At 67.2% G+C, this 26,994-nt stretch carries 23 protein-coding genes; 10 read left to right on the top strand and 13 right to left on the bottom strand.

The features are described from left to right. Positions 1-8: 8 nt before the first annotated feature. Positions 9-356 (top strand): LON peptidase substrate-binding domain-containing protein, encoded by a 348-nt coding sequence (locus VIM61_05995; GenBank protein HEY8899944.1) that lies wholly within the window; start codon positions 9-11, stop codon positions 354-356. On the opposite strand, the gene VIM61_05990 is transcribed toward VIM61_05995, so the two are convergent. Both VIM61_05990 and VIM61_05985 read right to left on the bottom strand, forming a co-directional pair. Continuing rightward, on the bottom strand, positions 353-1,225 hold the full coding sequence (locus VIM61_05990) for an NlpC/P60 family protein (GenBank protein HEY8899943.1): 873 nt from the start codon (positions 1,223-1,225) through the stop codon (positions 353-355). The genes VIM61_05995 and VIM61_05990 overlap by 4 nt on opposite strands. Next, the gene (locus VIM61_05985; GenBank protein ID HEY8899942.1) at positions 1,222-2,121 is read right to left on the bottom strand and encodes a metallophosphoesterase; all 900 of its coding nucleotides are present in this window, start codon (positions 2,119-2,121) and stop codon (positions 1,222-1,224) included. Before VIM61_05985 ends, VIM61_05990 begins: the two co-directional genes overlap by 4 nt. Before the next feature lie 86 nt (positions 2,122-2,207). On the opposite strand from VIM61_05985, the gene VIM61_05980 reads away from it, so the two are divergent. Together VIM61_05980 and VIM61_05975 are read left to right on the top strand one after the other, a co-directional pair. Beyond that, a complete protein-coding gene (locus VIM61_05980; GenBank protein ID HEY8899941.1) occupies positions 2,208-2,774 on the top strand; it encodes a septal ring lytic transglycosylase RlpA family protein in 567 nt (188 codons plus the stop codon). Between the two features lie 54 nt (positions 2,775-2,828). After that, positions 2,829-3,851 (top strand): hypothetical protein, encoded by a 1,023-nt coding sequence (locus tag VIM61_05975; GenBank protein ID HEY8899940.1) that lies wholly within the window; start codon positions 2,829-2,831, stop codon positions 3,849-3,851. Here VIM61_05975 and lgt read toward each other — a convergent pair. Then, entirely contained in the window at positions 3,848-4,804 is a 957-nt protein-coding gene (gene lgt, locus VIM61_05970; GenBank protein HEY8899939.1) for a prolipoprotein diacylglyceryl transferase, read from the bottom strand. The genes VIM61_05975 and lgt overlap by 4 nt on opposite strands. Positions 4,805-4,926: 122 nt before the next feature. Here lgt and VIM61_05965 point away from each other — a divergent pair, with 122 nt between their 5' ends. Next, positions 4,927-5,115 carry a hypothetical protein gene (locus VIM61_05965; GenBank protein ID HEY8899938.1) on the top strand — a complete coding sequence of 63 codons (189 nt, stop codon included), beginning with the start codon at positions 4,927-4,929 and terminating at the stop codon, positions 5,113-5,115. An 18-nt stretch (positions 5,116-5,133) separates the two neighbouring features. Here VIM61_05965 and guaD read toward each other — a convergent pair whose 3' ends face one another. The 3 genes from guaD to VIM61_05950 are packed head-to-tail and all read right to left on the bottom strand — an operon-like array spanning position 5,134 to position 8,452. Beyond that, a complete protein-coding gene (gene guaD, locus VIM61_05960) occupies positions 5,134-6,471 on the bottom strand; it encodes a guanine deaminase (GenBank protein ID HEY8899937.1) in 1,338 nt (445 codons plus the stop codon). Positions 6,472-6,485: 14 nt separating this feature from the next. After that, positions 6,486-7,766: an ATP-binding protein gene (locus VIM61_05955; protein HEY8899936.1), complete on the bottom strand. Its 1,281-nt coding sequence runs from the start codon at positions 7,764-7,766 to the stop codon at positions 6,486-6,488. Next, positions 7,763-8,452, bottom strand: a complete 690-nt coding sequence (locus VIM61_05950; GenBank protein ID HEY8899935.1) for a response regulator transcription factor — start codon at positions 8,450-8,452, stop codon at positions 7,763-7,765. Before VIM61_05950 ends, VIM61_05955 begins: the two co-directional genes overlap by 4 nt. Before the next feature lie 269 nt (positions 8,453-8,721). Here VIM61_05950 and VIM61_05945 point away from each other — a divergent pair, with 269 nt between their 5' ends. The 3 genes from VIM61_05945 to VIM61_05935 are packed head-to-tail and all read left to right on the top strand — an operon-like array spanning position 8,722 to position 12,559. Then, a complete protein-coding gene (locus tag VIM61_05945; protein HEY8899934.1) occupies positions 8,722-10,146 on the top strand; it encodes a Glu/Leu/Phe/Val dehydrogenase in 1,425 nt (474 codons plus the stop codon). Positions 10,147-10,206: 60 nt separating this feature from the next. Beyond that, on the top strand, positions 10,207-11,565 hold the full coding sequence (locus VIM61_05940; protein ID HEY8899933.1) for an MATE family efflux transporter: 1,359 nt from the start codon (positions 10,207-10,209) through the stop codon (positions 11,563-11,565). Next, positions 11,558-12,559, top strand: a complete 1,002-nt coding sequence (locus VIM61_05935) for a hypothetical protein (GenBank protein HEY8899932.1) — start codon at positions 11,558-11,560, stop codon at positions 12,557-12,559. Before VIM61_05940 ends, VIM61_05935 begins: the two co-directional genes overlap by 8 nt. Here the strand turns inward: VIM61_05935 and VIM61_05930 are convergent. After that, complete coding sequence (locus VIM61_05930) at positions 12,529-13,590, bottom strand: LacI family DNA-binding transcriptional regulator (GenBank protein ID HEY8899931.1); 1,062 nt, start codon at positions 13,588-13,590, stop codon at positions 12,529-12,531. The genes VIM61_05935 and VIM61_05930 overlap by 31 nt on opposite strands. Positions 13,591-13,717: 127 nt before the next feature. Between VIM61_05930 and VIM61_05925 the strand changes: the two genes are divergently transcribed. Both VIM61_05925 and folD read left to right on the top strand, forming a co-directional pair. Then, on the top strand, positions 13,718-14,353 hold the full coding sequence (locus VIM61_05925) for a lysophospholipid acyltransferase family protein (protein HEY8899930.1): 636 nt from the start codon (positions 13,718-13,720) through the stop codon (positions 14,351-14,353). Then, complete coding sequence (folD, locus tag VIM61_05920; GenBank protein HEY8899929.1) at positions 14,350-15,228, top strand: bifunctional methylenetetrahydrofolate dehydrogenase/methenyltetrahydrofolate cyclohydrolase FolD; 879 nt, start codon at positions 14,350-14,352, stop codon at positions 15,226-15,228. Before VIM61_05925 ends, folD begins: the two co-directional genes overlap by 4 nt. On the opposite strand, the gene VIM61_05915 is transcribed toward folD, so the two are convergent. Then, on the bottom strand, positions 15,225-17,030 hold the full coding sequence (locus tag VIM61_05915) for an ATP-binding cassette domain-containing protein (GenBank protein ID HEY8899928.1): 1,806 nt from the start codon (positions 17,028-17,030) through the stop codon (positions 15,225-15,227). The genes folD and VIM61_05915 overlap by 4 nt on opposite strands. A 1-nt stretch (position 17,031) precedes the next feature. Further along, complete coding sequence (locus VIM61_05910) at positions 17,032-18,942, bottom strand: ABC-F family ATP-binding cassette domain-containing protein (protein HEY8899927.1); 1,911 nt, start codon at positions 18,940-18,942, stop codon at positions 17,032-17,034. Between the two features lie 61 nt (positions 18,943-19,003). Here VIM61_05910 and VIM61_05905 point away from each other — a divergent pair, with 61 nt between their 5' ends. Then, positions 19,004-21,679 carry an ATP-dependent DNA ligase gene (locus VIM61_05905; protein ID HEY8899926.1) on the top strand — a complete coding sequence of 892 codons (2,676 nt, stop codon included), beginning with the start codon at positions 19,004-19,006 and terminating at the stop codon, positions 21,677-21,679. Positions 21,680-21,691: 12 nt separating this feature from the next. On the opposite strand, the gene VIM61_05900 is transcribed toward VIM61_05905, so the two are convergent. From VIM61_05900 to glpK, 4 genes are read right to left on the bottom strand one after another with little or no spacing between them, the layout of a single operon-like run. Further along, on the bottom strand, positions 21,692-22,402 hold the full coding sequence (locus VIM61_05900; protein ID HEY8899925.1) for a sulfotransferase domain-containing protein: 711 nt from the start codon (positions 22,400-22,402) through the stop codon (positions 21,692-21,694). A 51-nt stretch (positions 22,403-22,453) separates the two neighbouring features. Then, the gene (locus VIM61_05895) at positions 22,454-23,908 is read right to left on the bottom strand and encodes an NAD-dependent succinate-semialdehyde dehydrogenase (GenBank protein ID HEY8899924.1); all 1,455 of its coding nucleotides are present in this window, start codon (positions 23,906-23,908) and stop codon (positions 22,454-22,456) included. Positions 23,909-23,921: 13 nt separating this feature from the next. After that, positions 23,922-25,493 carry a glycerol-3-phosphate dehydrogenase/oxidase gene (locus tag VIM61_05890; protein ID HEY8899923.1) on the bottom strand — a complete coding sequence of 524 codons (1,572 nt, stop codon included), beginning with the start codon at positions 25,491-25,493 and terminating at the stop codon, positions 23,922-23,924. A gap of 4 nt (positions 25,494-25,497) precedes the next feature. Beyond that, a complete protein-coding gene (gene glpK, locus VIM61_05885; protein HEY8899922.1) occupies positions 25,498-26,991 on the bottom strand; it encodes a glycerol kinase GlpK in 1,494 nt (497 codons plus the stop codon). Positions 26,992-26,994 lie beyond the last annotated feature (3 nt).

The raw sequence follows: 26,994 nt of genomic DNA, 5'->3' as shown, positions 1-26,994 counted from the left end.
GGCCGAAGATGAAGGAATCCGTCACGATCCCGGAAGAAATTGGCGTCATTGTCCTGCCGGGCGTCGTGCTGTCGCCCGGCCGGCTGCTGCCGCTGTATATCTTCGAGCCGCGCTATCGGCGAATGCTCGAGCTGGCGCTGGAGACCGACCGCGTCTTTGCCGTGGGGACGCGAACGCCGGGAGGCGAGGCGGATGATGCCGAGCCGATCGGCGTGGCGGGGGTGATTCGGGCCTGCGTGCGCCATGCGGACGGCACGTCGAATCTTGTGCTCGAGGGGCTCGCACGGGTGCGGTTCGCCGCCTGGACGCAGCTTGCGCCGTATCGGATTGCCCGCGTCGAGGTGCTTGAATCCTAGGGCCGGCCGTAGGCGACGAAGCGCCCGTCGCGGCGGAAGAAAAAGAAGAAGCGGTAGCCGCCCATTTTCTTGCCGGGCGTGAATTCGTAGGTGTCCGGTCCGCTGGCGCCCTGGGAGCCGGCCATCATCATGCGGCCGCGGGAGTCGGTGCCGAGGTAGAGCATGACGTGGGTGACGGGCGGCCGGCGGACGGGCTTGTAGGTGTCTTCCCAGAAGAGCAGGTCGCCGGGCTCGAGGCGGCGCTGGAGCGAACGGGAATTTGGATTCACGCGCCAGAGGCGGTGGCGGGTGCGCAGCCATTCGTATTGATCGGAGGCGGTGCGAGGGAGATCGAGGCCGCGGACCTGGCGGTAGAGCCAGCGCGTCGTGTTCGAGCAATCCATGACCCAGGTGGAATTTTCGCCGGGCGGCACCCAGCGGCCGTTGTAGCGGATGTTCTCGCCGGCCGGGATGGCGATGGCGGCGGCGAAATCCCCGGGGGCGACGTCATGAACGGGAACGGGCGGGGCCGATTCGACCGGGGGCTCGGAGGGGGCATCCGGTTCGGCGGCATCAGGCTCGGGGGCCGGCGGTGAAGCGGGTTCCGCAACCGGGGCGGGAACGGATTCGGCGCGGGCGATGCTCACGGGCTGGGCGCGGGGCGCCTCGGATGGCGTGGCAGGGGACGCGGAGGGAATGACGAGGCGTTTGCCGACCGGGAGCGTGGTGGAATGGAGGCCGTTCGCGCGGAGGATGGCGTCGCCGCTCACGCCGTAGGCAAACATGAGCTTGGCGAGGCTGTCGCCAGATCGGACGACATGGGTGCGTTCCTGAGCGGTCGCCGGGGCGACGAGGGCGAGGGCGAGCAGGAGGCGGAGGAGCGGCTTCATGCGCACCGCAGAATATGGATCGTCATTTCCGGCGGGCAATTCAATCGTCCCGCCACGCCGCAACTTCCGGTGCCGCGCGACGTGTAGCCCGCCATGCCGCCGACCTCCCACGGCCCGGAAAGCAGGGGCGTCGGAACAGGCGCCTTGCGCACGAGAATGAAGCCGCCCGGCAGGCAGATCTGGCCACCGTGGGTGTGGCCGCTCAGGTGCAGGGCGTAGCCGTGGGGCGCGGCCTCCCACGCTGTCTCGGGGCTGTGCGAGAGCAGCACGCGGCAGTCCCCGGCGGGAATGTCCGCGCTGGCCTTCGCGAAATCGTGGGTGCCAAAGCTGTGGGCATCGTCCACGCCGCAGATCCAGAGGCGTGCGCCGTCTCGCTCGATCGCGACGGCTTCGTTGAGGAGCAGGCGCAGGCCGCCGGCCTCGAGCACGGGGACCTTGGCGAGAAAATCGTGGTTGCCGAGAATGCCGAGCGGCTCCGCGCCGAGGTGCGGGATGAGGCGCAGCGTCTGGGCGACGGATTCCTCCCACGGCTCGCCGATCACGTCGTGATAGTCGCCCGTGAGCACGCAGCGATCGAACCGCGCGGCGGGCAGGCGCTCGATCACGCGGTCGATGAGGGCGGGATCGAGATCGGAATGCAGGTCGGTGAGCTGCAGGAGCCGGAAGCCGTCGAACGCCAGTGGGAGCGAGGGCAGGCGGACGACGTTCTCGACGATCTGCACGTCGAGAAACTCGCGATAGGCCCGGCCGGTCAGTCCGAGCGCCTGCAGGCCGAGACGCGCGATGCGGGCGCTCGTGCGGCCGGCTTTCAGCCAGAGCCGGCTCTCACGGGCAAGACGGGCCGCCACGCGGTCGGCGCCCAGGCGGGCGACGAGATCGGCGGACGGTTCGAACATCGGCGCATTAGAGCGGGCCGGGGCGGGAATGGCCAGCATGCGCCCGGGGCTTCCCAAAACCCGCTCTCGCTGGCAGGCTGCCCTCCTTGTTTTCTCCAGATCGACAGAAATCGCCCGCCGCGAACACCCTGGCGGGCCTGCTGCTTGCGCTCGCGATGGGCTGGCTGGCCGGTTGCGCCGGGCCGCGCGTGATCGTGCGTCCGGATGACCGGCCCGGCCGGCCAGACGCGGTTTTCTCGCCGAAGCCGGTGGTCACGCAGCACGGGAAGGCCTCGTATTACTGGGAGGACACCCGCACCGCGAGCGGGGAGCGCTTTCACGCAGACGCCCTCACGGCGGCGCACCGGAAGTTTCCACTGCAGAGCTGGGTGCGCGTGACGAACGAACGCAACGGGAAGTCGGTGATCGTGCGCATCAACGATCGCGGACCCTACATCCGCGGCCGCATCATCGACCTCAGCCGCGGCGCCGCGCGGCAGATCGACATGGTGAAGGCAGGCGTCGTGCCCGTGAAGGTGGAGCTGCTCAAGCGCATCGACGTCGTCGAGAAACCGAATCTCAAGCTCACGCCGAAAGTCCGGAGGAAGGCCGAGGCCCGGTTGCACGCGGGCGGGGCGAAGCCGGCGCCGAAGCGCGGCCGGTCGCGCAACTAGAGGCGAAGGATTCGGAGTTGCTCGTCGGCGCGGGGTGTTCGACACTCCGGCGTCATGATCCGTCCAGCTTCCATTTTGCTTGGGATTCTGGCGTTTGCCGGGAGTGTGCCGGCGCAGGACGTCATCATTCGTCGGGCGATGCCGGCGGCGCCGCTGGAATTGCGCGGCGGGAATCTCACGTTCGTCCTGCCGAACGCGTCGATCTCGAAGTCACTGAACGGCGCGTGGATCTCGCGGAATTCCGCGCAGGATGCGGTGCTCACGTTTCGGCCCATTCCGGATGCCGGCGTGCTGATCCGTTACACGATGGGAGTGCAGGTCGGCGACGGCTGGTCCAACGGTCGCGCGCAGGGCTGGGCGCAGGCGGTGGGGCTGCGGCAGCGGCCGGCGCTGGTGGCGGAGCTTTCCGAGAAATCCTCGCTCGAGCTGGCGATGGAAAGCCGGGCGAGGTTCGACCAGGCGATGCGATCCGAGACGGCGCAGCGCGCCGAACTGGCGTTGCAAACCGGCGACGTGCCGGGGCTGATGGTTTCCACGAAAGTCGGGCGCGAGGAGATCAACGACGCGGCGAACGTCCGGCGAACGCGGAACGACCTCGCGCTTTTTGCCGAGCAGAAGGTGCCGTGGCTGCCGGTGCGTCTGAACGTTGCGCCGAGCGTGGCGCAGGAAACGACGCCGGGAGTGCCGGGTAGCGACGTGCTGCTCACGGGGGTGGGGGCCGGCCTGCTGGTGGACGTGGCCGAGCGGACGACGCTTTCCCTGCGCACGACCCAGAACGACGCCTCGGCGCCGGTCGGCGGGGTGGCGCCGAGTTACCGGGCCTACGCGACGCAGATCGAGCAGCGGTTCCTGCCGGCGGCGGTGATGCGGCTGCGGACGAGCTACGAGGAGCAATGGAGCGCCGCGGCGCGCACCACGGCGGCGATTTTTCTCGGGGCCGAGTCCACCTTCACGCTCACGGAATCGATCACCGGCGGCCTCCAGCTTCGTCAACGAGCGATGCAGTTCCTTGACACGGCCGGAGCGCTCCCGCTCCCGGAAACGGTGCTGTCGTTCTCGCTCGGCGGGTCGTTCTAGGCGCTCTTCGCGGCTTTTTGCCAGCGCGGGGGCCAGGTCGGGCGCAGCCAGGCGGAGATCAGGAACGCGAGGCCGATCAGCACGAGGAAGAGCGAGAGGAACTGGCCGCGGGTGAACGGACCGGTGAGGGGCGCGTCGGGTTCGCGGAACAACTCGCCCACGATGCGGAGCGCCGCGTAGGCGATGAAGAACAGCCCGGTGAGCACGCCATCCGGCACGCGCACGCGGGTGCGCACGATCCAGAGGAGGCTGAAGAGCAGCGCGCCCTCGAGGGCGGCGGCGTAGAGCTGCGAGGGGTGGCGCGGGGTGAGGATTTCGGCGAGGGCGTTGCGCAACGGCTCCGACGTGCGGGCGGCGATGTCGATCTGGTCGACGGAATTCCAGGCGGGATTGATCTGCGTCGCGGCGGCGACGGCGGCGTTGGCGGCCTCGGGATCGGTGTAGAGCTCCTTGGGGAATTGCATCGCCCAAGGGACGTTCGTGGCGCGGCCAAAGAGCTCGCCGTTGATGAAATTTGCGAGGCGGCCGAACATCAGGCCAAGTGGCGCGACGACGGCCATGTTGTCGCCCAGATTGCGCCACGACATGTGGTGCCAGCGCGCGTAGACGAGCGTGTAGAGCGCGAGGCCAATGATGCCGCCGTGGCTCGCCATGCCGCCATCCCAGACGCGCACAATGAGGAGAGGATTCGCCCGAAAGGCCTCCCAGTCGTAAAAGAGCATGTAGCCGAGGCGACCGCCGAGCACGACGCCGAACATGGCGCCCCAGACGATGAAATCGGTGACGGCCTCCGGCTTCAGGTCGGAGTAGCCCTGTCTCGCGAGTCGTCGATACAGCGCGATGCCGACCACGAAGGCCGCGACGTAGGCGAGGCCATACCAGCGAATGCCCCAGCCGGGGCCGAACTGCAGAAGAAAGGGACTGAGGTGGTGGACGTAGAAGGCGAACAGCATGCGGCGCGCCGGAAGGTTGCACCGCCCGGCGCGAGGTCGCAACGTCCAACTCGCGGCCGGTCCCGGTTCCGGACGAGCCTTCTGTTTGACAACGTCTTGGGAAAGCGATTTACCTCGTCGCCGTGAAAGTTGCCCTCCTTTGCCTTTCGTTGCTTGCCGTCAGTCTGTCGGCCTGCACGACCCTCGAGAACCGCCGCGACATGTATTGCGGCTATGGCCACGTCTGCGGGCCGTATACCTGCGACCACGTGAAGGCCGAAGAGGTCAAGATTACCGCCACGGCCTCCAGCGGTAAGGAAGTCGTCAAGTAACGACCGGTCCCTCCGTCGCTACAGGAGCGGCGGAGCCGGTGCGCGGTAGGCCGAATACCCGCGCACGAATGTCTCGATGACCGCCGCGGGGCCGCCGCGATAGACGAGCAGCGTCACGATCTCCTCCGCCGAAAGGTCGCAGTGCATGTTGCCGCGGCTTCCGTAGGCCTGCACGGCCGCGAGGTCGAGCGCCACGATATCGGCGTCTTTCCCCACCTCGAGAGTGCCGATCGTTCTCTCCTTTCCGAGGGCCGCCGCACCGCCCAGCGTGGCGAGATGGAACATTTCTGCCGTGGTCGGCACGCGGACCCCCGGTTCGTAAAACGAGCGCGCCTTCTGCGACTCGATCGCGCTGCGCATCACCTGCCAGAGGTTCAGTTCCGGGCCGCCCGCGACGTCGGAGGCCAGGCCGATGCGCAGGCCGGCCGCGAGCAGGCGATCGAACGGCATGATGCCGCTGTTCACGAACAGATTCGACGTCGGGCAATGCGCGACCGCCGATCGACTCGCCGCGAGCATTTCGATCTCCTCCTCGGCGAGATGAATGCAGTGCCCGAGCACGCTGCGGTCGCCGAGCAGGCCACAGGCCTCGTAGACGGCGGTGTAGTTCGGATATTGCGGGAAGCGTCGGCGCACGGCGGCGATCTCGTCGTGGTTCTCCGAGAGATGCGTCTGGATGTAGGCGTCGTATTTTCGGGCGAGCAGCCCGGCCTCGCGCATGAGTTCCTCGCTGCAGGTCACGGCGAAGCGCGGGCTGAACGCATAGCCGAGACGGCCGCCGTCGCGCCCGTGCCACTTCCGGCAGAGGCGTTCGCTTTGCTCGAGCGACAGGGGCAGGATCTTCTCCGGGGGGAGGCCGCCGTAGCTGCCGTCATCCATCATCACCTTGCCGAGGATCACGCGCAGGCCGCTGCGCTCGGCGGCCTCGAAGGCCACGTCGCAACTCTCCTCGTAGATCGTCGTGTAGAGCATTGCGCAGGTCGTGCCGTTCCGGGCGAGGGCGTCGAAAAAAAGCGGAGCCTGCTCGCGGGCGGTGGCGGCGTTGAACTCTCGCTCGACCGGGAAGACGTGCCGCTCCAGCCACGGCAGCAGGCCCGATTCCACACGGGCGACGACCGGGTATTGCGGCAGGTGAGCGTGAACGTCGACCAATCCCGGAACGAGCACGGTTTCCGAGGAGTGCAGCCAGCGCACGTGCTCGGCGCCAGGGGAGCGGCGGACTTCCTCGAACGGGCCCACCGCGGCGATCACGCCGTCTTCGACGAGGACGGCCCCGTCGCGCACGCCGCGGATTCGTCCCGGCTCGGGCGCGTCGATGAGAAAGCCTCGCAGGCCCTTGAGGATTCTGGACGTCATGGACGCCCTTTTCGCTAACCCGCGGACTGGCGGACGGGAAGCACGATTCGGAACGACGCCCCGGCGCCGGGTGTGCTGCGCACGGAGACGCGGCCGCCGTGGGCCATCGCGACATTCTTCACGATCGACAGGCCGAGGCCCGTGCCGCCGGCGTCGCGCGAGCGGTCCTTGTGCACGCGGTAGAAGCGCTCGAAAATGTGCGGCTGGTCGCGGTAGGGAATGCCCGGGCCATTGTCCGAGAAGGTGATTTCCACCTCGTCGCCGCGGAGCCGGGAGGAGACGCGCACGAAGACGCCGTCGGGCACGCCGTATTGAAGGGCGTTCGCAAGCAGGTTGAAGAAGACCTGCTCGATGCGGGCGGGGTCCATCTCGACCTCGTCCACGTCGAGCGCGATCTCGATCGAGGCATTCCGCTCGCGGATGCGCGGCTCGAGCTGGTCGATCACGCGGTCGAGGATGCCGCGGATGCTGGTCGCCCGGCAGTCGAGCTGGACCTTCCGATGTTCCAGCCGGGAGATCGACAGGAGATCCTCGATGAGGAGATTCAGGCGTTCACTGTGCTTCTGGATCGTCTGGAGCGAGCGCTCGGCCATCGGTCGGTCGTCGAGCGCGCCATCGAGCAGCGTCTCCACATAGCCGCCGATGATCGCCAGCGGCGTGCGGAACTCGTGGGACACGTTCGCGACGAATTCCCGTCGCACCGCCTCGAGCGCGCGCACCTCGGTGACGTCGTTGAAGACGCCCAGCACGCCCACCGGCTTCGAGCCATTGGTCGGCATGAGCGGGGCGAGATTCACCCGATAGTGGCGGTCGTCCCGGGATTCGCCGAAGCGCGGTGCGTCGTGAATCTCGATGATGATGGAGCGAATCTCGGTGAAGGAGCGCTCGATGGCCGAGGTCAGCTCAGGGTGGTGAAAGACCTCGAGAACGGTGCGATTGATCGGGGGCGTCGTGAGCTCGAACATCGTGTAGAGCGCGTCGTTTGCGAGGCGAATGCGCTGCGAGTGGTCCACGATGATGACGCCCTCGACCATGCTGCCGAGAATGGCGCGCAGGCTGAAGCCCTCGTCCGCGATCTGGCGGCGCTGGCGGCGGAGGCGATCCGCCACGCGCCCGAGATCGGCGGAGATTTGCTGAAAGGGCCGCAGCGAGGAGCGGACGATCGGGTGGTGCGGCTCGTCATTGGCCAGCGCGCGAATGAGATCGCGAAGATCCAGCAATGGTCGCCCCCAGGAGCGCCAGAACATCCAGCCGCCGATCCCCGCCAGCCCCAGCAGCAGAAGAAAAGTGATCAAGCCGGCACGACGGCGCTGAAGCGGTAGCCTTCGCCCCGCACGGTCTCGAGCCGCGCCGCGCTGTCGCCGAGTTTTTCGCGGAGCCGGCGCATGTGGGTATCCACCGTGCGCGTGTCGATGGCGTTCTGGTAGCCCCAAACGTCGAAAAGCAGCGTCTCGCGAGACTGGGTGCGGCCGCGGCGGTCGATGAGCAGGGTAAGAAGCTTGAATTCGGTGGTCGTCAGGTCGAGGCGCTGGCCGTCGAGACGGATCTCGAAGCTGGATTTATCCACCGAGAAGGCGTCCACCTCGAGCACCTCCGCCTTGTTCGAGGTCTGCAACCGACGCAGCAGGGCCTGCACTCGCAGGACGAGTTCGCGGGGGCTGAAGGGCTTTGGCACGTAGTCGTCCGCCCCGAGTTCGAAGCCGACGATGCGGTCGCCCGGCTGGTCCTTCGCGGTGAGCATGATGATCGGAATGCCCGCGGTGGAGGCGTCCTCCTTCAGGGCGCGGCAGACCTTTTCACCGCTCATTTCCGGCATCATGAGGTCGAGAATGATGATGTCGGGCCGTTCGGAGCGGGCTTTTTCGAGGCCTTTGAGGCCATCGGAAGCAATGGAAACAGAGAAGCCGGCGCGATTGAGATTATAGCGCAGCAGATCCACGACGTCCTGCTCGTCGTCCACAATCAATACCGTTTCGGCCATGCCGGGATTGATCTAACCGAAAGTTGATGCGGCGAAAAACGACAAATTTGTCACAAACCCGCCCTCGACCGAGGGGGGAAATGATTCGGGCCACATCGCGAGAATCAGAAAAACAAAGAAAAACTGAATCGCTGTGGCCCGAATCGCTGCCTTAACCGATATCTTTGACGCCCGAGATTTCCGATTGTTCAAAAAAAATCGCATTTGTCGGAAAAATTTCCCGGGGTGGCCGACCTTGCTCCGATCCGGGCGCCGGCTACACTCTCCGGATGAACGAGCCAGCCGCCTCGCCCAGCCGATTTTATCAGTCCGTCAGCGCGTATTTCGACCGCGCCGCCGATCTCACGCGTTTCCCCGCCGGACTTCTCGACCAGGTGAAATCCTGCAACAGCGTCTATCGGATGAAATTCCCCGTGAAGGACGATGACGGCAATATCGTCGTGGTCGAGGCCTACCGCGCCCAGCACAGCCACCACCGGCTTCCCTGCAAAGGCGGCATCCGCTTTTCCTCGCACGTGACTCAGGACGAGACGATGGCCCTGGCCGCGCTCATGACCTACAAATGCGCACTCGTTGGCCTGCCTTTCGGCGGCGCCAAGGGCTCCGTGCGGATCGATGCGAAGGCCTGTTCGCCCGGCATGCGGGAGCGCGTCACCCGCCGCTACGCCGCCGAGCTCATCAAGAAGAACTTCCTCGGCCCGCAGCAGGACGTGCCCGCGCCGGATTACGGCACCGGCGAGCAGGAAATGGCGTGGATCGCTGACACCTATCGCGCGATGAAATTCAACGAGGCCGATCTTTATGCCTGCGTGACGGGCAAGCCGCTCGATCTGCACGGCATCCCCGGCCGGCGCGAGGCGACCGGTCTCGGCGTCTGTCTCGGCATCATGGAGTGCCTCAAGCACCGCGGCGACATGGCAGATCTCGGGCTGGAGCCCGGCCTCGCCGGCAAGCGCGTGATCGTCCAGGGCCTCGGCAACGTCGGCTCCTACGCCGCGCATTTTCTTCAGAAGAATGGCGCGCTGATCGTGGGCATCGCCGAACTCGGCGGCGGCCTTTACGACCCCGCGGGCATCGATCTGCGCCACGCCCAACGGCATTTCCGGGAGAATGGATCGCTGGCCGGTTGCGAAGCCGGGGAATTCCAGGCCGACCCGGCGCTCACGCTGGAAATGCCGTGCGACATCCTCGTGCCGGCCGCTCTCGAGGGGCAGATCACCGCGGAGAATGCGCCCCGCATCCAGGCGAAGATCGTGGCCGAGGCCGCGAACGGGCCGGTGGATTTCGACGGCGAGGAAATTCTTCTCAAGCGCGGAGTTCTTCTGATTCCCGACCTGTATCTGAACGCCGGCGGCGTGACGGTCTCGTATTTCGAGTGGCTCAAGAATCTCTCGCACGTGAGCTTCGACCGCATGACGACCCGCATCTCCGAGGACGCGAAGACGAAGATCGTGGACTCCGTCGAGCAGCTCACCGGCCGGAAACTCGATCCGGAGCAGCGGGCTATCGTCACGGCCGGCCCGCACGAGATCGATATCGTGCACAGCGCCCTCGCGGAGACGATGGCCGTCGCCTACCACAGTATTCACGACGCGTGGAAGACGCGCGATCTGCCCGACCTGCGCACGGCCGCGTATTACGTCGCGATCGACCGCGTCTGCCGTAGCTACCTGGCCCACGGGATTTTCCCGTAGCCTTCCCTTGATCCGGGTGCGGGGAGGAAACCCTCACCTCTCCCGGATTTCTCTGCCGCCGTGCTGCCCTCCCTTTTTCGCGAGAATCGCCGGACTCTCGCCCTTGCTGCGCCGATCATCGCCGGGCAGCTCGGGCAGATGCTCATGGGCTGGGCGGATACCCTGATGGTCGGGCGCGTGGGCGTCACCGCGCTCGCGGCCTGCGCCTTTGCGAATACGGTGCTCGCCGTCGCGCTGGTCTTCGGCTTTGGCGTGCTGTCCTCGGTCTCCGTCCGCGCGTCGCAGGCCTTTGGCGCGGGGCGTGGCACGGGCAAGGTTTATCGGGCCGGACTGGTCCTCGGCGGCATCCTCGGCGTGGTTCTCTGCGGCGCGATGCTCGCGCTGCTGCCCGTCCTCCACTGGCTGGGCCAGCCGCCCGAGGTGAACGAAGCCGTTGTCGGCTTCCTCGTCCTCACGGCGATTTCTCTGGTGCCGGTGATGCTGTTCACTGCCGCCAAGGATTTTGCCGAGGCGCTGTCGCGTCCGTGGCCGCCATTCTGGATCGTTCTCGGCGGCGTCGCGCTGAATGTCGGCCTCAACTTCGTGTTCATTTTCGGAATGCTCGGCGCGCCGGCGCTGGGCCTGACCGGCGCGGGCCTCGCCACGCTGCTGGCGCGGGTGGCGGCGCTGATCGTCCTGCTGGCCTGGCTGCATCGGGCTGCGGGTTTTCGGCGACATCTCGCGCGCGTGGATCGCGTCGGCGACCTCGGCCGGGAAATGCGGGCGCTCCTGCGGATCGGATTGCCTGCCGGAGGGCAGTATCTCGCCGAGGTCAGCGCCTTTGCCACGGCGTCCCTGATGATGGGGTGGATCGGCGTTGGCGCGCTGGCGGCGCACCAGATCGCCATTACCTGTGCGGCGACGACGTTCATGGTGCCGCTCGGGCTGGGCATGGCCGTCGCCGTCCGGGTGGGGCAATCCGTCGGCGCCCGGGAGTTCGATCGAGTGCGTCCGATCGCCGTCGGCGGACTCGGGCTCTCCCTCGCGGTGATGGCGGCCACCGCGCTGGCCTTCATTCTCGGCGCGAAGCCGATCGCGGCCCTGTTTGTCAGCGACCCGGCCGTGCTCGCGCTCGCCGCCTCGCTGCTGGTGGTTGCCGGGGTTTTCCAGATCGTCGACGGCGCCCAGATCGTCGCGATGAACGCCCTTCGCGGGCTCGCGGACGTCCAGGTGCCCATGGGCATCGCGATTTTCTCGTATTGGGTCGTGGCGCTCCCGCTCGCCTACGGACTCACGTTCCGGGCTGGTTTCGGCCCCGTGGGCATCTGGATCGGTCTCGCCATGGGCCTGCTCGTGGCGAGCGTCGCGCTCCTGTGGCGCTTCCAGTGGAAATCCTCGCCCGGCCGGCTGGGCTCCGCCCATGATGTCGCCCATGCCTGAACTCGAAGCCCTCCGCCAGCGACTCTGCCAGCTCGGCGACGCCATTCGCGACGCCGTCATTGCCGGCCGCGCCCGGCAATCCATCGAGCAACTTTCCGCCGTGTCGCACGAGTCCGCCGCCGACACGATCTACGCGATCGACAAGCTCAGCGAGGACGCGATTCTTGCATGGTTCCACGATCACTGGCCGGCCGACGAGCCGGTGGAGCTCATCTTCGAGGGCATCGACGAGTCCGCGCCGCCGTGCTTCCCCGCCGGCATCGACGCGCTCGATACCAAATGGAAGATCATCCTCGATCCCATCGACGGCACGCGGGGATTGATGGTGGACAAGCGCCCTGCGTGGGTCCTCGTGGGGCTTGCCCCGCAGCTCGGTCCGGCCACCAGCCTTTCGGACATTTGCGTCGCCGCGATGACCGAGATCCCGCTCACGAAGCAATGGCGCGCCGACCAGGTCAGCGCGATCAAGGGGCGCGGCATCACCGCGGAATCGGTGAACGTCCTCGATGGCTCCCGCGCGCCGCTCGAGCTGCGCCCCTCCGGCGCCACCGATTTCCGGCACGGCTTCGCCTCGATGGCGAAATTTTTTCCCGAGGGCCGCACGCTCATCTCGCAGATCGAGGAGCAGGTCTGGGACGAACTTGTCGGGCTTGGCGCCACCAGTTCACCCACGATTTTCGACGACCAATACATCTCCACCGGTGGCGCGTTTTACGAGTTGCTCGCCGGCCACGACCGCTTCGTCGGCGACATCCGCCCGATGATTCATGCCGTGCTCGACCTCGATTCCACCCTCGTCTGCCACCCCTACGATGTCGCCGCGGCCCTTGTGCTCATCGAGGCCGGGGTCATCTACGAATCGCCGTTTGGCGGCTTCCCCGACGCTCCGCTGGACACGACTTCACCCGTGGCCTGGTTTGCCTTCGCGAACGAAACTCTTGCCGCGAAGTTGCGTCCGGTGCTTCACGATGTGCTCGCCAGCTCGCTGGGTTGAGCCCGCACCGTGACTCCCGGCACCCAGGTGCCGCCAATGAGCGTCGCGCGCGGCTCCGCATCCGTGCCGCTCTCGCGCCGGTGGAGCATCGCAACGAGGAGGTCGATCCCGGCCGCACCCGCGCGATCGTTGTGCTGGTCCATGCCCGCCCAGTCGGCGCTCTTCGGCCGTCGTTCGAGCTGGACGAGTCCGATGTCGTCCGGCACCCGCAGGCCGGCGTCCTCCACCCAGGTCTTCACCGTCGTGTAGAGCGTGAGCAGCACGTCGGGCTCGTGCCGGGTCAGCCAGGCGTGGAAGCGCCGCGGATCCTTTCGCGCGGCGTCGACATCGTAGAACCCCGGCAGTCGCGAACGTGCCGGCAGCGCCTGCTGGCCGACCCACATCCCGGCGCTGAACCGTCGCTCGACGAGCGCGTCGATGCGGGCTTCGATCACGAGGGCGGGCCGTCGATAGCCGAGAGCGATCACGCGCTTCATGGCCTCCAGCACGAGCGCGTGGTGGTCCACGCAGCAGAATGGCAGCGTCGGCTCGTGGGTGCGCACGCCGGTCACCACGCAGGAGAGAGTTTCCCAGGTCGGGGCGAAGCGTTCCGGAAGCCGGTTCTCATTCATCATGCCGACCACCAGCGCCCCGCGGATGCCCCGGGCTCGCAGGATGCGGTTCAGCCGCGCGCCATCCAGCTCCGGATCGTGCAACCAGAATTCGTCCAGTGTGTAGCCGTGAAAGGCCGCCCGGGCCTGCGCGCCCGCCACGTAGGCGGGAATCGTGGGATGCGAGCGGAAGGCCGACGCGGTCGGGTAGGCATTCAGGAGCGCAAGCGTGCGCCGGTAGCCGGGGTGACCGCCCTTGTGCAACTCGCTCATCAATTCAGCCACCACGGGATTTTTCGTGTAGCCGAGGGCAGCCGCGATCTTCTCGATTCGAAGGCGCGTCGCCTCGGGAATCTGGGGATCTCCGCGCAGGGCGAGTGAGACCGCGTTTTTCGAGACCCCCGCCTTGGCGGCGATCGTGGCCATGCTGACGCGTTGCATGAGGCTTGACTGTCAAGTTTGGCGGCGAAAGGCGAGAGCGGATTTGTCGACCCGCTGGCGTGCGGCGCGGAAGTAATTTCATTTTCTTCTCCGCGTTCGATGGCCCTGCCGTGATTAAATCCGTCACGTGACCCGCGAAGTTCTGCTTTCCCACATCGGTGCGGCGATTGCGCGCCTGCTCTTTCTGACATTGCGGGTTCGCGTGACGGATGAAGCCGGCTTCCTCGCGAAATCCCCGGATTTCCCGCTCATCATCACGTTCTGGCACAACCGCATCCTCGCGATCACCACCGCGCACCAGCGCTATTACCACCACCGCACGCGCAAGGGCGTCGCCGTGCTCACCAGCCCCAGCCGTGACGGCGAGATCCTTGCCCAGCTCATGGCCCGCTTCCGGATGGGCGCGATTCGTGGCTCGAGCTCGCGGCGGGGCTCCCGCGCCCTCCGGGAATGTGTCGCGTGGCTGGAATCCGGCGCTGACCTCGCCGTCACGCCCGACGGTCCCAAGGGTCCTCGCTATTCTCTCGGCCCGGGCCTTATCCTTCTCGCGCAAGCGACCAACGCGCGCATCCTGCCGCTGCACGTGCGCTTTTCTCGCGCCATCGAGATCAAAAGCTGGGATGGCTTCCGCATCCCGTGGCCATTCTCCCGGCTCGATGTTACGCTCGGCGCCTACGAACAAATCCCGCCCACGCCGACTCCCGAGGCCTTCGAGGCCGAGCGCGCGCGCATCGAAACTCTCCTGAAAAATTACACGCCATGAAACTGATCAACGGCACCGAGATTGCCAAAAAAGTCCACGCCGAGACGAAGCAGCGCATCGAGGCGCTCGAAGCCCGCGGCGTCACCCCCGGCCTCGCCGTCGTCCTCGTCGGCGAGGACCCTGCGTCGCAGGCCTACGTGCGGGCGAAGGACAAGCGCGCCGCCGAGCTCGGTATTTTCTCGCTCAAGCACGAGCTGCCCGCCTCGACCTCGCAGGCCGATCTGCTCGCTCTCGTGGCCGAGCTCAACGCGAACCCGGCCATCCACGGCATCCTCGTGCAATCGCCGCCGCCGAAGCACATCGACGAGGCCGCCATCGTGCGCGCCATCGATCCCGCGAAGGACGTCGACGGCTTCCATCCGATCAATGTCGCCAGGCTCGCGCTCGACGATCCCACGGGCTTCGTGCCCTGCACGCCGCTTGGCTGCCAGCGCCTGCTCATCGAGGCCGGCGTGAAGACCTCCGGCGCGCGCGCGGTCGTTCTCGGCCGCAGCATGATTGTCGGCAAGCCGATGGCGCTGCTCCTCATGGCCAAGGGCCCGGGCGGCGACGCCACCGTCACCGTGGCGCATTCCCGCACGAAGGACATCGCGTCGGTCACCCGCGAGGCCGACATCCTCATCGCCGCCATCGGCCGGCCGGAATACGTGACCGCCGACATGGTGAAGGACGGCGCCGTGGTCATCGACGTCGGCATCAACCGCGTGGACGACCTCATCGCACCGAAAGGCTATCGCCTCGTCGGCGACGTGGATTTCCAGAACGTCGCGCCGAAGTGCGCCGCGATTACGCCCGTGCCCGGCGGCGTCGGCCCGATGACGATCGCCATGCTCATGGCCAACACCGTCACCGCTGCCGAGCGCACCGCGAGCTAGCTGCCCGCGCAGGCGAGCCGCAGCGCGTCGAGTTCCTCCCAGCGCGCGTAGGCCTGCTTCGTGCGGGCCTCGAGCGACTTCATCTCGGCCTCGATGCCGGGTAGCGAGTCGGGCGCGTTCTTGTAGGTCTCGGGCGAGATCAGCTTTTCGGCCAGCTCCGCGTGGGCGTTCTCGAGTTGCTCGATGATGCCCGGGAGCTCGTCGAGTTCGCGCTGTTCGCGGTTGAGAAACTTGCGAGGCTTCTCGGATTTCGCGCGGGGCTTTTCGATGGCCGGTGGAGGCGGCGGCGCCGTCTTTGCGGCGTTGATCCGGCTCTGGCGCAACCAATCCTCGTAGCCGCCGATGTAATCGGTCACGCGGCCGTCCCCCTCGAAGACGAGCGTGCTCGTGACGACGTGGTCGAGAAACTCGCGGTCGTGCGAGACGAGCAGCAGCGTGCCGGAGTAATCGATGAGCAGCTCCTCGAGCAGCTCGAGCGTCTCGGCGTCGAGGTCGTTCGTCGGCTCGTCGAGCACGAGGACGTTCGCGGGCTGGAGAAAGAGGCGCGCGAGCAGCAGACGGTTGCGCTCGCCGCCGGAGAGCAGCTTCGCCGGCATGCGAATGCGGTCCGACCGGAACAAAAAATCGTTCAGGTAGCTGTGGATGTGGCGGTCCTGCCCCTGGAAATTCACGCGCTCGGAGTCGCCGGCCACGTTCTGCGCGACGGTCTTGTCGCCGTCGATCTGGTCGCGCAGCTGGTCGAGATAGACGACCTGGAGCGCGGTGCCGATCTTCACCTCGCCGCTCGCGGGTGCGAGTTTGCCGAGAAGCAGGCGCAGGAGCGTTGTCTTGCCGGTGCCGTTCGGTCCGATGATGCCGATCTTGTCGCCGCGCCAGATCGTGTTGGTGAAATCGGTGACGATCGGCCTGCCCTCGTAGGCAAAGCTCACGTTCTTCGCCTCGATCACCTTCTGCCCGGAGGTCTGGCCCTCGGTAAGCTCGATGCGCGCCTTGCCCTCGCGTTCGCGGCGCTGGCTGCGTTCCTTTCGGAGCTTCATCAGCTCCCGCACGCGGCCTTCGTTGCGGGTGCGGCGGGCCTTCACGCCCTGGCGCAGCCACGCTTCCTCCTGCGCGAGCTTCTTGTCGAACGCGGCCCATTGCTTTTCCTCGGCCTCCAGCGCGGCGGCCTTGCGCTCGAGAAATTGATCGTAGGTGCACGACCAGCTCGTGAGCTTGCCGCGGTCGAGCTCGACGATGCGCGTGGCGAGGCGGCGGAGGAACGCGCGGTCGTGGGTGACGAAGAAGATCGTGATGCCCTTCGTGAGGAGGAAGTTCTCGAGCCAGAGGATGGACTCGAGGTCGAGGTGGTTCGTCGGTTCGTCGAGCAACAGCGCATCGGGCAGGCCGGCGAGAGCGCGAGCAAGCAGCACGCGGCGCTTCAAGCCGCCGGAGAGCGCGGTGAATTCGGCCTGCTCGGGCAGCTTCATCTCCTCGGCGAGCGTGTAGAGGCGGTGATCGGTCTCCCAATCCTCCTCGTGGCGCTCGGGCGAAACGCCGGAGCGGATGACGTCCTCGACGCGACCGGAAATGTTCGCGGGCACTTCCTGGTCGAGGCGTGTGATGATCGTGTTTCCGGGGCGGATGACCTCGCCCGCGCTGGGCGCTTCCTCGCCGGTGAGCACGCGCATGAGGCTGGTCTTGCCGGCACCGTTGCGGCCGATGAGACAGACGCGTTCGCCGGGATCGATCTGGAAGTCGATGCCGTCGAGCACGGCGGGGCCGCCGTAGCGGAGGGTGAGGTTGCGGAGCTGGAGAATGGGCATGTTATTCGGTCGTTTGCGCGGGCAGCAAAGCGGCGGCGGCTTCCCACTCGGCGGTGGCGCGCTCGATCTTGTCGGCGACTTCGGCGAGTTCGCGATTGATGCGGAAGGCCTTGCCCTGGTCGGCGTAGGTTTCGGGCGCCTCGAGGGCGGTGGTGAGTTCCTGCTGGCGCTTTTCGAGGGCGACGACTTCGGTCTCGAGGCGCTCGACCTTCGCAGCCGCTTCGCGACGGGCCTTCGCGAGGGCATTGCGGGCCTCGGCCTCGGCGCGCTTTTGTTCCTTCGTCTTGAAGATGCGTTGCCGCTCGGGCGCGGCGGCCTTCACGGTTTCCTCGGCACGCGCGCCGGAGACCAGCGCTTCGCGCTCGGATGTGGCCGAGGTCTTATCGAGGAAATACTGGTAGTTGCCGGGGTAGAACGTCGTGCGGCCGGCCTCGACGTGGAGCACCTGCTCGGAGAGCGCGCGGATGAAATAGACGTCGTGGCTGATGAAGACGAGCGTGCCGGTGAAGGAGCGCAGCGCGCCGATGAGGGCGTCGATGCTCGGGATGTCGAGGTGCGTCGTGGGCTCGTCCATCAGGAGGAGATTCGGCGGATCGAGCAGGAGCTTCACGAGCGCGAGGCGGCTCTTCTCGCCGCCGCTGAGCACGCCGACGTTCTTGAACACGGCGTCGCCGCGGAACAGAAACGCGCCGAGCACGGTGCGGACGTATTCCTCGTTCGCATTCTTCGCGTGGGCCTGCGCCTCGGCGAGCACGGTGCGCTTCTCGTCGAGCATCTCGGTGCGATACTGCGCGAAGTAGCCGACGCGGACGTTGTGGCCGGGCACGCGCTCGCCCTGCTGGAAGGGCACGATGCCAGCGAGGATCTTGAGCAGCGTCGATTTGCCGGCGCCGTTCGGACCGACGAGCACGAGGCGCTGGTCGCGCTCGATCTCGAAATCGAGGCCGCGATAGACCCACTTCAGGTTCGGCTCCTCGCCGTAGGCCTGGTGGATGCCGCGCAGCCGCATCACGTGCTGGCCGGAGCGCTCGGGCTGCGGGAACGAGAAATGGACGACCGGCGCGTCGGCCTCGGGCGGCTCGATGCGCACCATGCGGGCAAGCTGCTTGATGCGTTCCTGCGCCTGCGCGGCCTTCGAGGCCTTTGCGCGAAAGCGGTCGATGAACTCCTGGAGATGCGCGATCTCGCGCTGCTGGTTCTCGTAGGCAAGCCGGTGCTGTTCCTGCTGCGCGGCGCGCTGCTCGAGGTATTTGTCGTAGTTGCCGGTGTAGCGCCAGAGGCGCTTGTGGCGGATCTCGATGATCGTGTTGCAGAGCGTGTTGAGGAATTCCCGGTCGTGCGAGATCACGAAGAATGCACCCGGATAGGCGCGCAGGTATTCCTGGAACCAGCGCAGCGCCTCGAGGTCGAGGTGGTTCGTCGGTTCGTCGAGCATCAGGAGGTCCGGCTCGAGCACGAGCAGCCGCGCGAGATGGGCGCGCATCACCCAGCCGCCGCTGAACGTGCGCGCGGGCTTGTCGTAGTCGGTCTCGCGGAAGCCGAGGCCGGCGAGGATGCGCTTGGCCTTCGGCTCGCGGCTCATGGCCTCGTAGTCCTCGGAGAAATCGGCGTCGGGATCCTCGGGATCGATCTCGGCGTGGGTCGCGCTGCGACCGGTGGCGAGGTCGAGCACGGTCTCGTCGCCGGCGGGGGCGCTTTCCTGCGGAAGGAAGCCGAGCGAGGTGCCGCGTTGCAGGGAAACGGAGCCCTCGTCGGGCTCGTCGAGCTTGAGAATGAGCGAGAAAAGCGTGGTCTTGCCGGCGCCGTTCGGGCCGACGAGGCCGATGCGGTCGCCGCGGTTCACTTGCACGGACGCGTTTTCGAAGAGCACGCGACCCGCGAACGATTTGGTCACGCCGGAAATGGAAAGCATCCGGGACTTTCGCAGAAATCCCGCCATCGCCGCAACCGCTGGCGTGCGTATTCTTTGAGGAATGATCGATGTGCGTTACGAATGGGGGGTCCGGCTTCCTGTGGAGCACCTCTGGCTCGACCCCCGCGGTCCGCGCGAGCTGGCCTTCGTTTCCCATGCCCACAGCGATCACACCGGTCGCCACCGGGAGGCGATTCTCACGGAGGCAACCTCGCGGCTGATGCAGGCCCGAATGGGCGATCCGGCGGGCCGCGAGCACGTTCTGGCGTATCGCGAGCGGCGGCGGATCCGCAGTTTCGACATCGAGCTGCTGCCGGCCGGGCACGTCCTCGGCTCCGCGCAATGCCTCGTCACGACGGACGCCGGAACGCTGCTCTATACGGGCGACTTCAAGCTCCGCCCCGGTCTCAGCGCCGAGCCTGCGGAGGCCGCGCCCGCGGACACGCTCATCATGGAGACGACGTTCGGCTTGCCGCGCTACGCATTTCCGCCGGCTGAGAAGGTCGTCGCGGATGTCGTGAAATTCTGCCTCGAGGCCCGCGAGGACGGGGCGACGCCGGTGCTGCTCGGCTACTCGCTCGGCAAGGCGCAGGAGATTCTCTTCGCCGTGGCGGCGGCGGGCCTGCCGATCCGGCTGCACGGCTCCGTCTGGAGCATGTCGCAGGTCTACGAATCGATGGGCGTGAAATTTCCGCCCTACGAGAAATACGTGGCCGGGGCCGCCGGCGAGCATGTGCTCATTTGTCCGCCGAGCGTGGCCGGCTCCGCGATGCTGCGGAAGATCAGGAACCGGCGTGTCGCGGTGATGACCGGCTGGGCGATGGACGGAGGCGCCGCGCATCGCTACCAGGCCGACGCCGCCTTTCCGCTCTCCGACCACGCGGACTATCCCGACCTGCTGCGTTACGTCGAAATGGTGCGACCGAGGCGCGTGCTCACGCTGCATGGCTTCGCCCGGGAGTTCGCTCGCGACCTGCGCGCGCGGGGGATCGAGGCGTGGGCGCTCACCGCGGCGGATCAGCTCGAGTTTGCGCTCGGAGCACCGGCCACGACCGTCGCCGTGCCGCGCGAAGTTCTCGGCCCGGTCGCCGCCGACCATGGGTTCTCGGGCTTCTCCGCCGTTTGCGAAAAGATCGCCGCCGCTACCGGCAAGCTCGTGAAGGTGCAGCTCCTCGCGGATTATCTCGCCCGGCTCGATGATGAGGAGCTCCCGCTGGCCGCGACATGGCTGACTGGGCGTGCCTTTCCACAGGCCGCGGCGCGGCCGCTGCAGCTCGGCGGCGCAATCATTCGGCGCGCGTTACTTGCGGCCTCGGGTCTGTCGCCTTCCGACCTGCAGGCCATCTCGCGCCGCCATAACGACGCCGGCCTCACGGCCGAGGAGGCGCTGGCCGCGAACGTCGGCGGGGAAGCCCTCCCGCTTGCCGCCGTGCACGCGTTCTTCACGCAGATCGAGCAGGCGCGGGGGCCGCTTGCGAAGGGTGCGTTGCTGGAGGAGCGCTTGCGTCGGCTCTCCGCGCAGGATGCCAAGACGCTCGTGAAAATCCTGACCGGCGACCTGCGCATCGGCCTGAAGGAAGGCCTCGTCGAGGATGCCGTGGCGGCCGCTTTTTCCCGCGAGCCGGAAGTCGTCCGCGAGGCGCACATGCTTCTCGGCGATCTCGGGGAAACGGCTCTCCGGGCGCGACGCGACGCGCTCGTCGGCATCGCGCTGCAGCCGTTTCGTCCCGTGAAGTGCATGCTCGCGAGTCCCGAGCCGGACGAGGAGAGCGTGTGGGATCGCATGACCGCGGGTGGCGCGACCGAAGTGTGGGTCGAGGACAAGCTCGATGGCATCCGCGCGCAACTGCACTGCGCGGGTGGCGACGCGGCGATCTATTCTCGCGACCTGCGGCCCATCACGAAGACGTTTCCCGAGATTGCCGAGGCGGCCGTGCGGACCGGCGTGGAATTCGTGCTCGATGGCGAGATTGTCGCGTGGCGTGACGGCAGGCCGCTGAGCTTCTTCGAGCTGCAGAAGCGGCTCGGCCGCGTCGAGCGCGACCTGTTCATGGAGACGGAGGTGCCGGTGACGTTCACCGCGTTCGACGTGTTGTGGATGAACGGGAGATCGGTTTTCCGCGAGCCCCTGGCGGAACGCCGAAAAATACTGGAGGCACTTCCGCTGGCGGCGCCGTTGCGGACGCTGCCGCTGACCCGGGCGCAATCCGCGGAGGAGGTCGAGATCGCCTTCGTCGTCGCGCGAGGCCGAAACAACGAGGGACTCATCGTGAAGGATCCGGGCAGCCGCTATGCGCCGGGGCGTCGCGGCCTCGCGTGGGTGAAGCTCAAGAAAGCCTTTGCGACGCTCGACGTGGTGGTGACCTCAGTGGAATACGGGCACGGCAGGCGCAAGGGCGTGCTGAGCGACTACACCTTCGCCGTGCGCGACGAGGTGACGGGCGAATTGCTGAACATCGGCAAGGCCTACAGCGGCCTGACCGATGCGGAAATCGCGGCGTTCACGGAGCGATTTCTCGGCATGATCGTTCGCCAGCGGGGTCGCGTTTACGACGTGCGCCCGGAGGTCGTGCTGGAGGTCGCCTTCGACTCGATCCAGCCGAGTGCGCGGCACGCGAGCGGACTCGCGCTGCGCTTCCCTCGCATCCACCGCATTCGCGCCGACAAGACGGTCGCGGAGATCGATACCGTGGCCAGCGCGCGCCGGCTGCTGCCGCCCGAAGCGAGCGGCGACTGACGCGGAATCGAGTCAGGAACTGGCGGGCGCTCCGTGGCCGAACTGGATGGCGTCCACGGCGGCGGCCATCTCGGGAGTGAGGTGGTTCACCCAGTCCCTGGCCTTGCCCGAGCGGAAGAACTTGTGCTCGGATTCGCCCTTCTTCTGCACCTCCTTGGCCTGTTGCTGCTTGAAGCTGCTGTTCGCGCGGGCGGCTTCGATGAGCGCGGGATCGGGCGAGAGGCCGAGAAATTCGCAAAGCCGGCCGACTTCTGCGGCGAAGTCCTCGTGCAGGGCCTCGTAGCGCGTCATGTAAATCTGCGGATGCGGCGCGCTCCAGAGCTCGTTGTAGGCATGCACGCGCTTGACGACGCGGAGCCCGCGTTCCCAGAAGAACTCCTCGAAGGGCGCCGCGGTTTCGCCGAGCCGCTTGTAGTGGAAGTAGGCCGAGACGACGACGTCCTTGAGATCGCGGGAGACGCCGCAGACGCGGGCATTCGGATTCGCGGTAAGGGCCTCGCGGGCCTCGGCGTCCGCGTAGTGCGATTTGATGACGTAATGCGCGGCGGTCAGGTCGACTTCCGCGAGAAAAGGCAGGAGAAGCTCCCGTTGAAGGCCCCGATTGAGTCGTTTCGGGTTTTCAAACCGGGAGGGCAGGGCTTCGCCGCGACCGACAAGGTTGCAAACGATGATGTAAAGCCAGGTCGAACCGCTTTTGAATGCCCCGTTACAGCAATAAAGCATCCCGCAGGTAAGCGGATGTCGTGCGGAATGGTCAAGGGGGAAGCCCGTCGCTCACAGCCCGGCAAGGCAAACGTATTTGAGGACGAGGTAGTCCTCGATGCCGTATTTCGAGCCTTCGCGGCCGAGGCCGCTTTCCTTCACGCCGCCGAAGGGGGCCATCGCGTTCGAGATGAGGCCCGTGTTCACGCCGGCCATGCCGTATTCCAGCGCCTCGGCGACGCGCCAGATGCGGGCGAGGTCGCGCGTGTAGAAGTAGCTCGCGAGGCCGACGTTCGTGTCGTTCGCGAGGGCGACGGCTTCCTCCTCGGTCTCGAAGCGGAAGAGCGGTGCGACCGGGCCGAAGATTTCCTCCTCCGCGAGATCCATCGCCGGCGTGGCCTCAGCGAGAACGGTGGGCTCGTAGTAGGTCGCGCCGAGGGCGTGCCGCCGGCCGCCGGTGAGCACCCGCGCGCCCTTGCCAAGGGCATCCGCGACGAGCGCCTCGACCTTCTCGACGGCCATTTCCTCGATGAGCGGGCCCTGCTCGACGCCGGGTTCCAGTCCGTTGCCGACCTTCAGATTTCGCACCGCGGCGACGAGTTTCGCGGCGAAGGCGTCGTAGATGCCGGACTGCACGAGCAGGCGGTTCACGCACACGCAGGTCTGGCCGGTGTTGCGGTATTTCGAGGCCATCGCGCCCTCGACGGCGGCGTCGAGATCGGCGTCGTCGAAGACGATGAACGGCGCGTTGCCCCCAAGTTCCATCGTCACTTTCTTCACGGTGCCCGCGCACGCGGCCATGAGCTTCTTGCCGACGCCGGTCGAGCCGGTGAAGGTGAGCTTGCGCACGATCGGGCTGGAGGTGAAGGCCTCGCCGATCGCGGAGGCGGGGCCGGTGAGCACGCTGAAAAGCCCCGGTGGCAGGCCGGCGCGTTCCCCGAGCTCGGCCAGGGCGAGCGCGGAAAGCGGGGTCTGCGAGGCGGGCTTGCAGACCATTGCGCAACCCGCGGCGAGCGCTGGCGCGGCCTTGCGGGTGAGCATCGCGTTCGGAAAATTCCACGGCGTGATCGCGGCGCAGACGCCCACGGGCTGGCGAAGAACGAGGATGCGGCGGTCGTTCGAAGGCGGCGGGATGAGGTCGCCGCCGATGCGCTTCGCCTCTTCGGCGAACCACTCGATGTAGGCCGCGCCGTAGGCGATCTCGCCCTTCGCCTCGGCCAGCGGCTTGCCCTGCTCGCTCGTCAGGATCAGCGCGAGGTCGTCGGTGTTCTCCACGAGCAGCTCGAACCAGCGGCGCAGGATCCTCGAGCGCTCGAGCACGGTGCGTTTCTGCCACTCCTTCATGCGCTCGGCGGCGAAGGCAATGGCCTCGTGGGCTTCCTCGCCGCTCAACTCCGGCACGGTGGCGATCACTTCGCCGGTCGCCGGATTCGTGACCGCGATCGTGGCGCCGGAACGGGCAGCCCGCCATTCGCCGCAAAGGCAGGCGAGCGTCTTGAGGAGCGTGGGATCTTTGAGCGGGAGCATGGCGGACAATCTATCACTTCGGCGCGAGATAGCCGCCGGCAAGTTTGCGGAAGTCGGCAAGCTGTGCGGCGATCCAATCGGCGTCGTGCCCGAGCTCGAAGGCGAGCAGCTCGGCCACCACCGGAGCGGCGTCGAGGGCGGCCTGGGCATCGAGGAAGAGAACGCGCAGCCGGCGGGCGAGGACGTCCTCGATCGTGCGGGCGAGCTCGTGCCGCGCGGCCCAGAGGACGTGGGCGCGCTGGTAGGGGAGCCCGGTGGCGATCGGCTCGGCGAGCGTGGCGTCGGCCTGGATCAACCGCGCGATGTGCTGGGCGTCGCTGCCGTAGACGTCGAGGGCTTCGTCGACCTCGGGCGCGTGTGGACTGGTCCATGCGTGGAGCTGGAGCGTCTCGGTCACGCATTTGCGCTCGGGCAGCTCGCCGATGAGCGTGGCGTGGTCCATCGCGTCCTCGGCCATCTTGCGGTAGGTCGTCCATTTGCCGCCGACGATCGTGACGAGGCCGGCGTCGGAGATGAGGACCTCGTGATTGCGCGAGATTTGCTTCGTGCTGGAGCCGTCGGAGCGCGGCGGCCGCACGAGCGGACGCTGGCCGGCAAAGATGCTCTGGATGTCGCTGCGCCGGGGATCGCGGGCGAGGTAACGCGAGGCGTTGCGCAGGATGAAGCCGATCTCCTCGTCGAGCGCGCGAGGCTCGACGTCGGCGTGCGGCATCGGTGTATCGGTCGTGCCGACGAGCACGCGGTCGTGCCATGGGATGACGAAGAGCACGCGCCCGTCGTCGGTGTGCGGCACCATGATGGCCGAGTCGCCCTGCAGGAAACTGCGGTCGAAGACGAGGTGCACGCCCTGGCTGGGCTGCACGACGGCGGGCCCCTGCGGCTCGTCCATGTGGCGGATCGTGTCCGCGAAGATTCCCGTCGCGTTGATGACGACCTTCGCGCGCAGGGTGAAGGCCTCGCCCGTCTCGACGTCCTCGGCGGTGAGGCCGGTGATGAGGTTGTCCGTCTTCGTGAGGCCGGTGGCTCTCACGTAGTTCAGCAGGGTGGCGCCGTGGTCGGCGGCGGTCTGCGCGAGGGTGATCGCGAGGCGCGCGTCGTCGAACTGCCCGTCGAAATACTCCACGCCGCCGAGCAGGTTCTCCGTCTCGATGTTCGGGATGCGCGCGATGGTTTCCTCGCGGCTGAGCAGGCGGGATTTCTCGAGGTTCAGCTTGCCGGCGAGGAGGTCATACATCTTCAGGCCGATGCCGAAGAACGGGCCCTCCCACCATTTGTAGCGCGGCACGATGAACGAGAGGTGGTGAACGATGTGGGGCGCGTTGCGGTGGAGCAGGCCGCGCTCGCGCAGCGCCTCGAGCACGAGCGGGATGTCGCCCTGCTCGAGGTAGCGGACGCCGCCGTGCACGAGCTTCGTGCTGCGGCTGGACGTGGCCTTCGCGAAATCGTGCGCCTCGACGAGCAGCGTGCGATAGCCGCGCGTGGCGGCGTCGACCGCGACGCCGAGGCCGGTGGCGCCTCCGCCAATGATCACGACGTCCCATTCCTTCTCGGAGCGGATGCGCTCCAGCATTTCGTTGCGGTTCATAAGATTATTCCACGATCCAGTTCTGTGCGCGCTTCACGGCGCGGCGCCAGGTTTTGAGGCGCTCGCGGCGCTGCTTCGCGGTGGTGACGGGTGAGAATTTCTTCTCCACCTCGCGCACCTTCGAGAGCTCGTCGAGGCTGCTCCAGACGCCCGCGCCGAGGCCGGCCATCATCGCGGCGCCGAGCGCGGTGGTCTCGACGTTCTTCGGTCGCTCGATGGGCACGCCGAGCAGGTCGGTCTGGATTTGCATGAGGAGATCACTCGCCGCGGCCCCGCCATCGACGCGCAGCGTGGAGATCTTCCGCCCGGAATCCTTCTCCATCGCCACGAGCAGATCGGTGACCTGAAACGCGATGCCCTCGAGCGTCGCGCGGGCGAGGTGGGCGGCGGTGGTGCCGCGGGTGATGCCGAGCAGCGCGCCGCGGGCGGAGCCGTCCCAATACGGCGCGCCCATGCCGGTGAAGGCCGGCACGAGCGTCACGCCGCCGGAGTCCGCCACGCGGGCGGCAAGGTCGTTCACCTCGGGCGCCGAGCGAATGATCCCGAGGCCGTCGCGCAGCCACTGGATGGCCGCCCCGCCGACGAAGACGCTGCCCTCCATCGCGTATTGCATCGGCGCGTCGCCGAGCTTCCATGCGACGGTGGTGAGCAGGCGATTCCGGCTGGCGACGGGTTCGCCGCCGGTGAATTCCAGCATGAAGCAGCCCGTGCCGTAGGTGCATTTCACGAGGCCGGGCTTTGCGCAGAGCTGGCCGAAGAGGGCGGACTGCTGGTCGCCGACGCCGCCAAAGACCGGGACGGGTTTCGAGAGGAAGCCGGGGATGGATTCGCCGAGCTGCACGCCATTCGCGACGATGCGCGGCAGCACCGCGCGCGGGATGTCGAAGAGCGCGAGCAGTTCGTCGTCCCAGTCGCCGGTGTGGATGTTCATCAGCATCGTGCGGCAGGCGTTGGTCACGTCCGTCACGTGCTCACGGCCGCCGGTGAGCTTGTAGATGAGCCACGAGTCGATCGTGCCGGCGGCGAGTTCGCCCGCCGCGGCGCGGGCGCGGGCGTCGGGCCGGTCGCGGAGCAGCCAGTGGAGCTTGCTCGCGGAGAAATACGAGTCGAGCACGAGGCCGGTCTTCTGCTGGATGAGCGGCTCCTTCCCGGCCTCGCGCAGCGCGGTCATGTAGTCGGAGGTGCGGCGGTCCTGCCAGACGATGGCCGGCGCGATGGGCTGGGCCGTGGCGCGATCCCACACGACGACGGTTTCCCGCTGGTTCGTGATGCCGAGCGCGGCGATGTCCTCGATCGCAATGCCGGCCTGCGACACCGCGTCGCGCGCGGTCTCGACCACGCCGTGCCAGATCTCGCTCGCGTCGTGCTCCACCCAGCCGGGCTGCGGAAAATGCTGCGTGAATTCCTTCTGCGCAGAGGCGACGGGCGTGCACGTGGCGTCGTAAACGATGGCGCGGGAACTGGTGGTGCCCTGGTCGAGGGCGAGGAGGTATTTCATGGG

The organism is Chthoniobacterales bacterium (assembly GCA_036569045.1).
GTDB lineage: Bacteria > Verrucomicrobiota > Verrucomicrobiia > Chthoniobacterales > JAATET01 > JAATET01.
This window is presented reverse-complemented; position numbering and strand designations above follow the sequence as displayed.

Bases quoted from the DNA above. Each gene is read 5' to 3' on its own strand.
- VIM61_05995 (HEY8899944.1), top strand. From the start codon at position 9: ATGAAGGAATCCGTCACGATCCCGGAAGAAATTGGCGTCATTGTCCTG.
- VIM61_05990 (HEY8899943.1), bottom strand. From the start codon at position 1,225: ATGAAGCCGCTCCTCCGCCTCCTGCTCGCCCTCGCCCTCGTCGCCCCG.
- VIM61_05985 (HEY8899942.1), bottom strand. From the start codon at position 2,121: ATGTTCGAACCGTCCGCCGATCTCGTCGCCCGCCTGGGCGCCGACCGC.
- VIM61_05975 (HEY8899940.1), top strand. From the start codon at position 2,829: ATGATCCGTCCAGCTTCCATTTTGCTTGGGATTCTGGCGTTTGCCGGG.
- lgt (HEY8899939.1), bottom strand. From the start codon at position 4,804: ATGCTGTTCGCCTTCTACGTCCACCACCTCAGTCCCTTTCTTCTGCAG.
- guaD (HEY8899937.1), bottom strand. From the start codon at position 6,471: ATGACGTCCAGAATCCTCAAGGGCCTGCGAGGCTTTCTCATCGACGCG.
- VIM61_05950 (HEY8899935.1), bottom strand. From the start codon at position 8,452: ATGGCCGAAACGGTATTGATTGTGGACGACGAGCAGGACGTCGTGGAT.
- VIM61_05945 (HEY8899934.1), top strand. From the start codon at position 8,722: ATGAACGAGCCAGCCGCCTCGCCCAGCCGATTTTATCAGTCCGTCAGC.
- VIM61_05935 (HEY8899932.1), top strand. From the start codon at position 11,558: ATGCCTGAACTCGAAGCCCTCCGCCAGCGACTCTGCCAGCTCGGCGAC.
- VIM61_05930 (HEY8899931.1), bottom strand. From the start codon at position 13,590: ATGCAACGCGTCAGCATGGCCACGATCGCCGCCAAGGCGGGGGTCTCG.
- folD (HEY8899929.1), top strand. From the start codon at position 14,350: ATGAAACTGATCAACGGCACCGAGATTGCCAAAAAAGTCCACGCCGAG.
- VIM61_05915 (HEY8899928.1), bottom strand. From the start codon at position 17,030: ATGCCCATTCTCCAGCTCCGCAACCTCACCCTCCGCTACGGCGGCCCC.
- VIM61_05910 (HEY8899927.1), bottom strand. From the start codon at position 18,942: ATGCTTTCCATTTCCGGCGTGACCAAATCGTTCGCGGGTCGCGTGCTC.
- VIM61_05905 (HEY8899926.1), top strand. From the start codon at position 19,004: ATGATCGATGTGCGTTACGAATGGGGGGTCCGGCTTCCTGTGGAGCAC.
- VIM61_05900 (HEY8899925.1), bottom strand. From the start codon at position 22,402: ATGCTTTATTGCTGTAACGGGGCATTCAAAAGCGGTTCGACCTGGCTT.
- VIM61_05895 (HEY8899924.1), bottom strand. From the start codon at position 23,908: ATGCTCCCGCTCAAAGATCCCACGCTCCTCAAGACGCTCGCCTGCCTT.
- VIM61_05890 (HEY8899923.1), bottom strand. From the start codon at position 25,493: ATGAACCGCAACGAAATGCTGGAGCGCATCCGCTCCGAGAAGGAATGG.
- glpK (HEY8899922.1), bottom strand. From the start codon at position 26,991: ATGAAATACCTCCTCGCCCTCGACCAGGGCACCACCAGTTCCCGCGCC.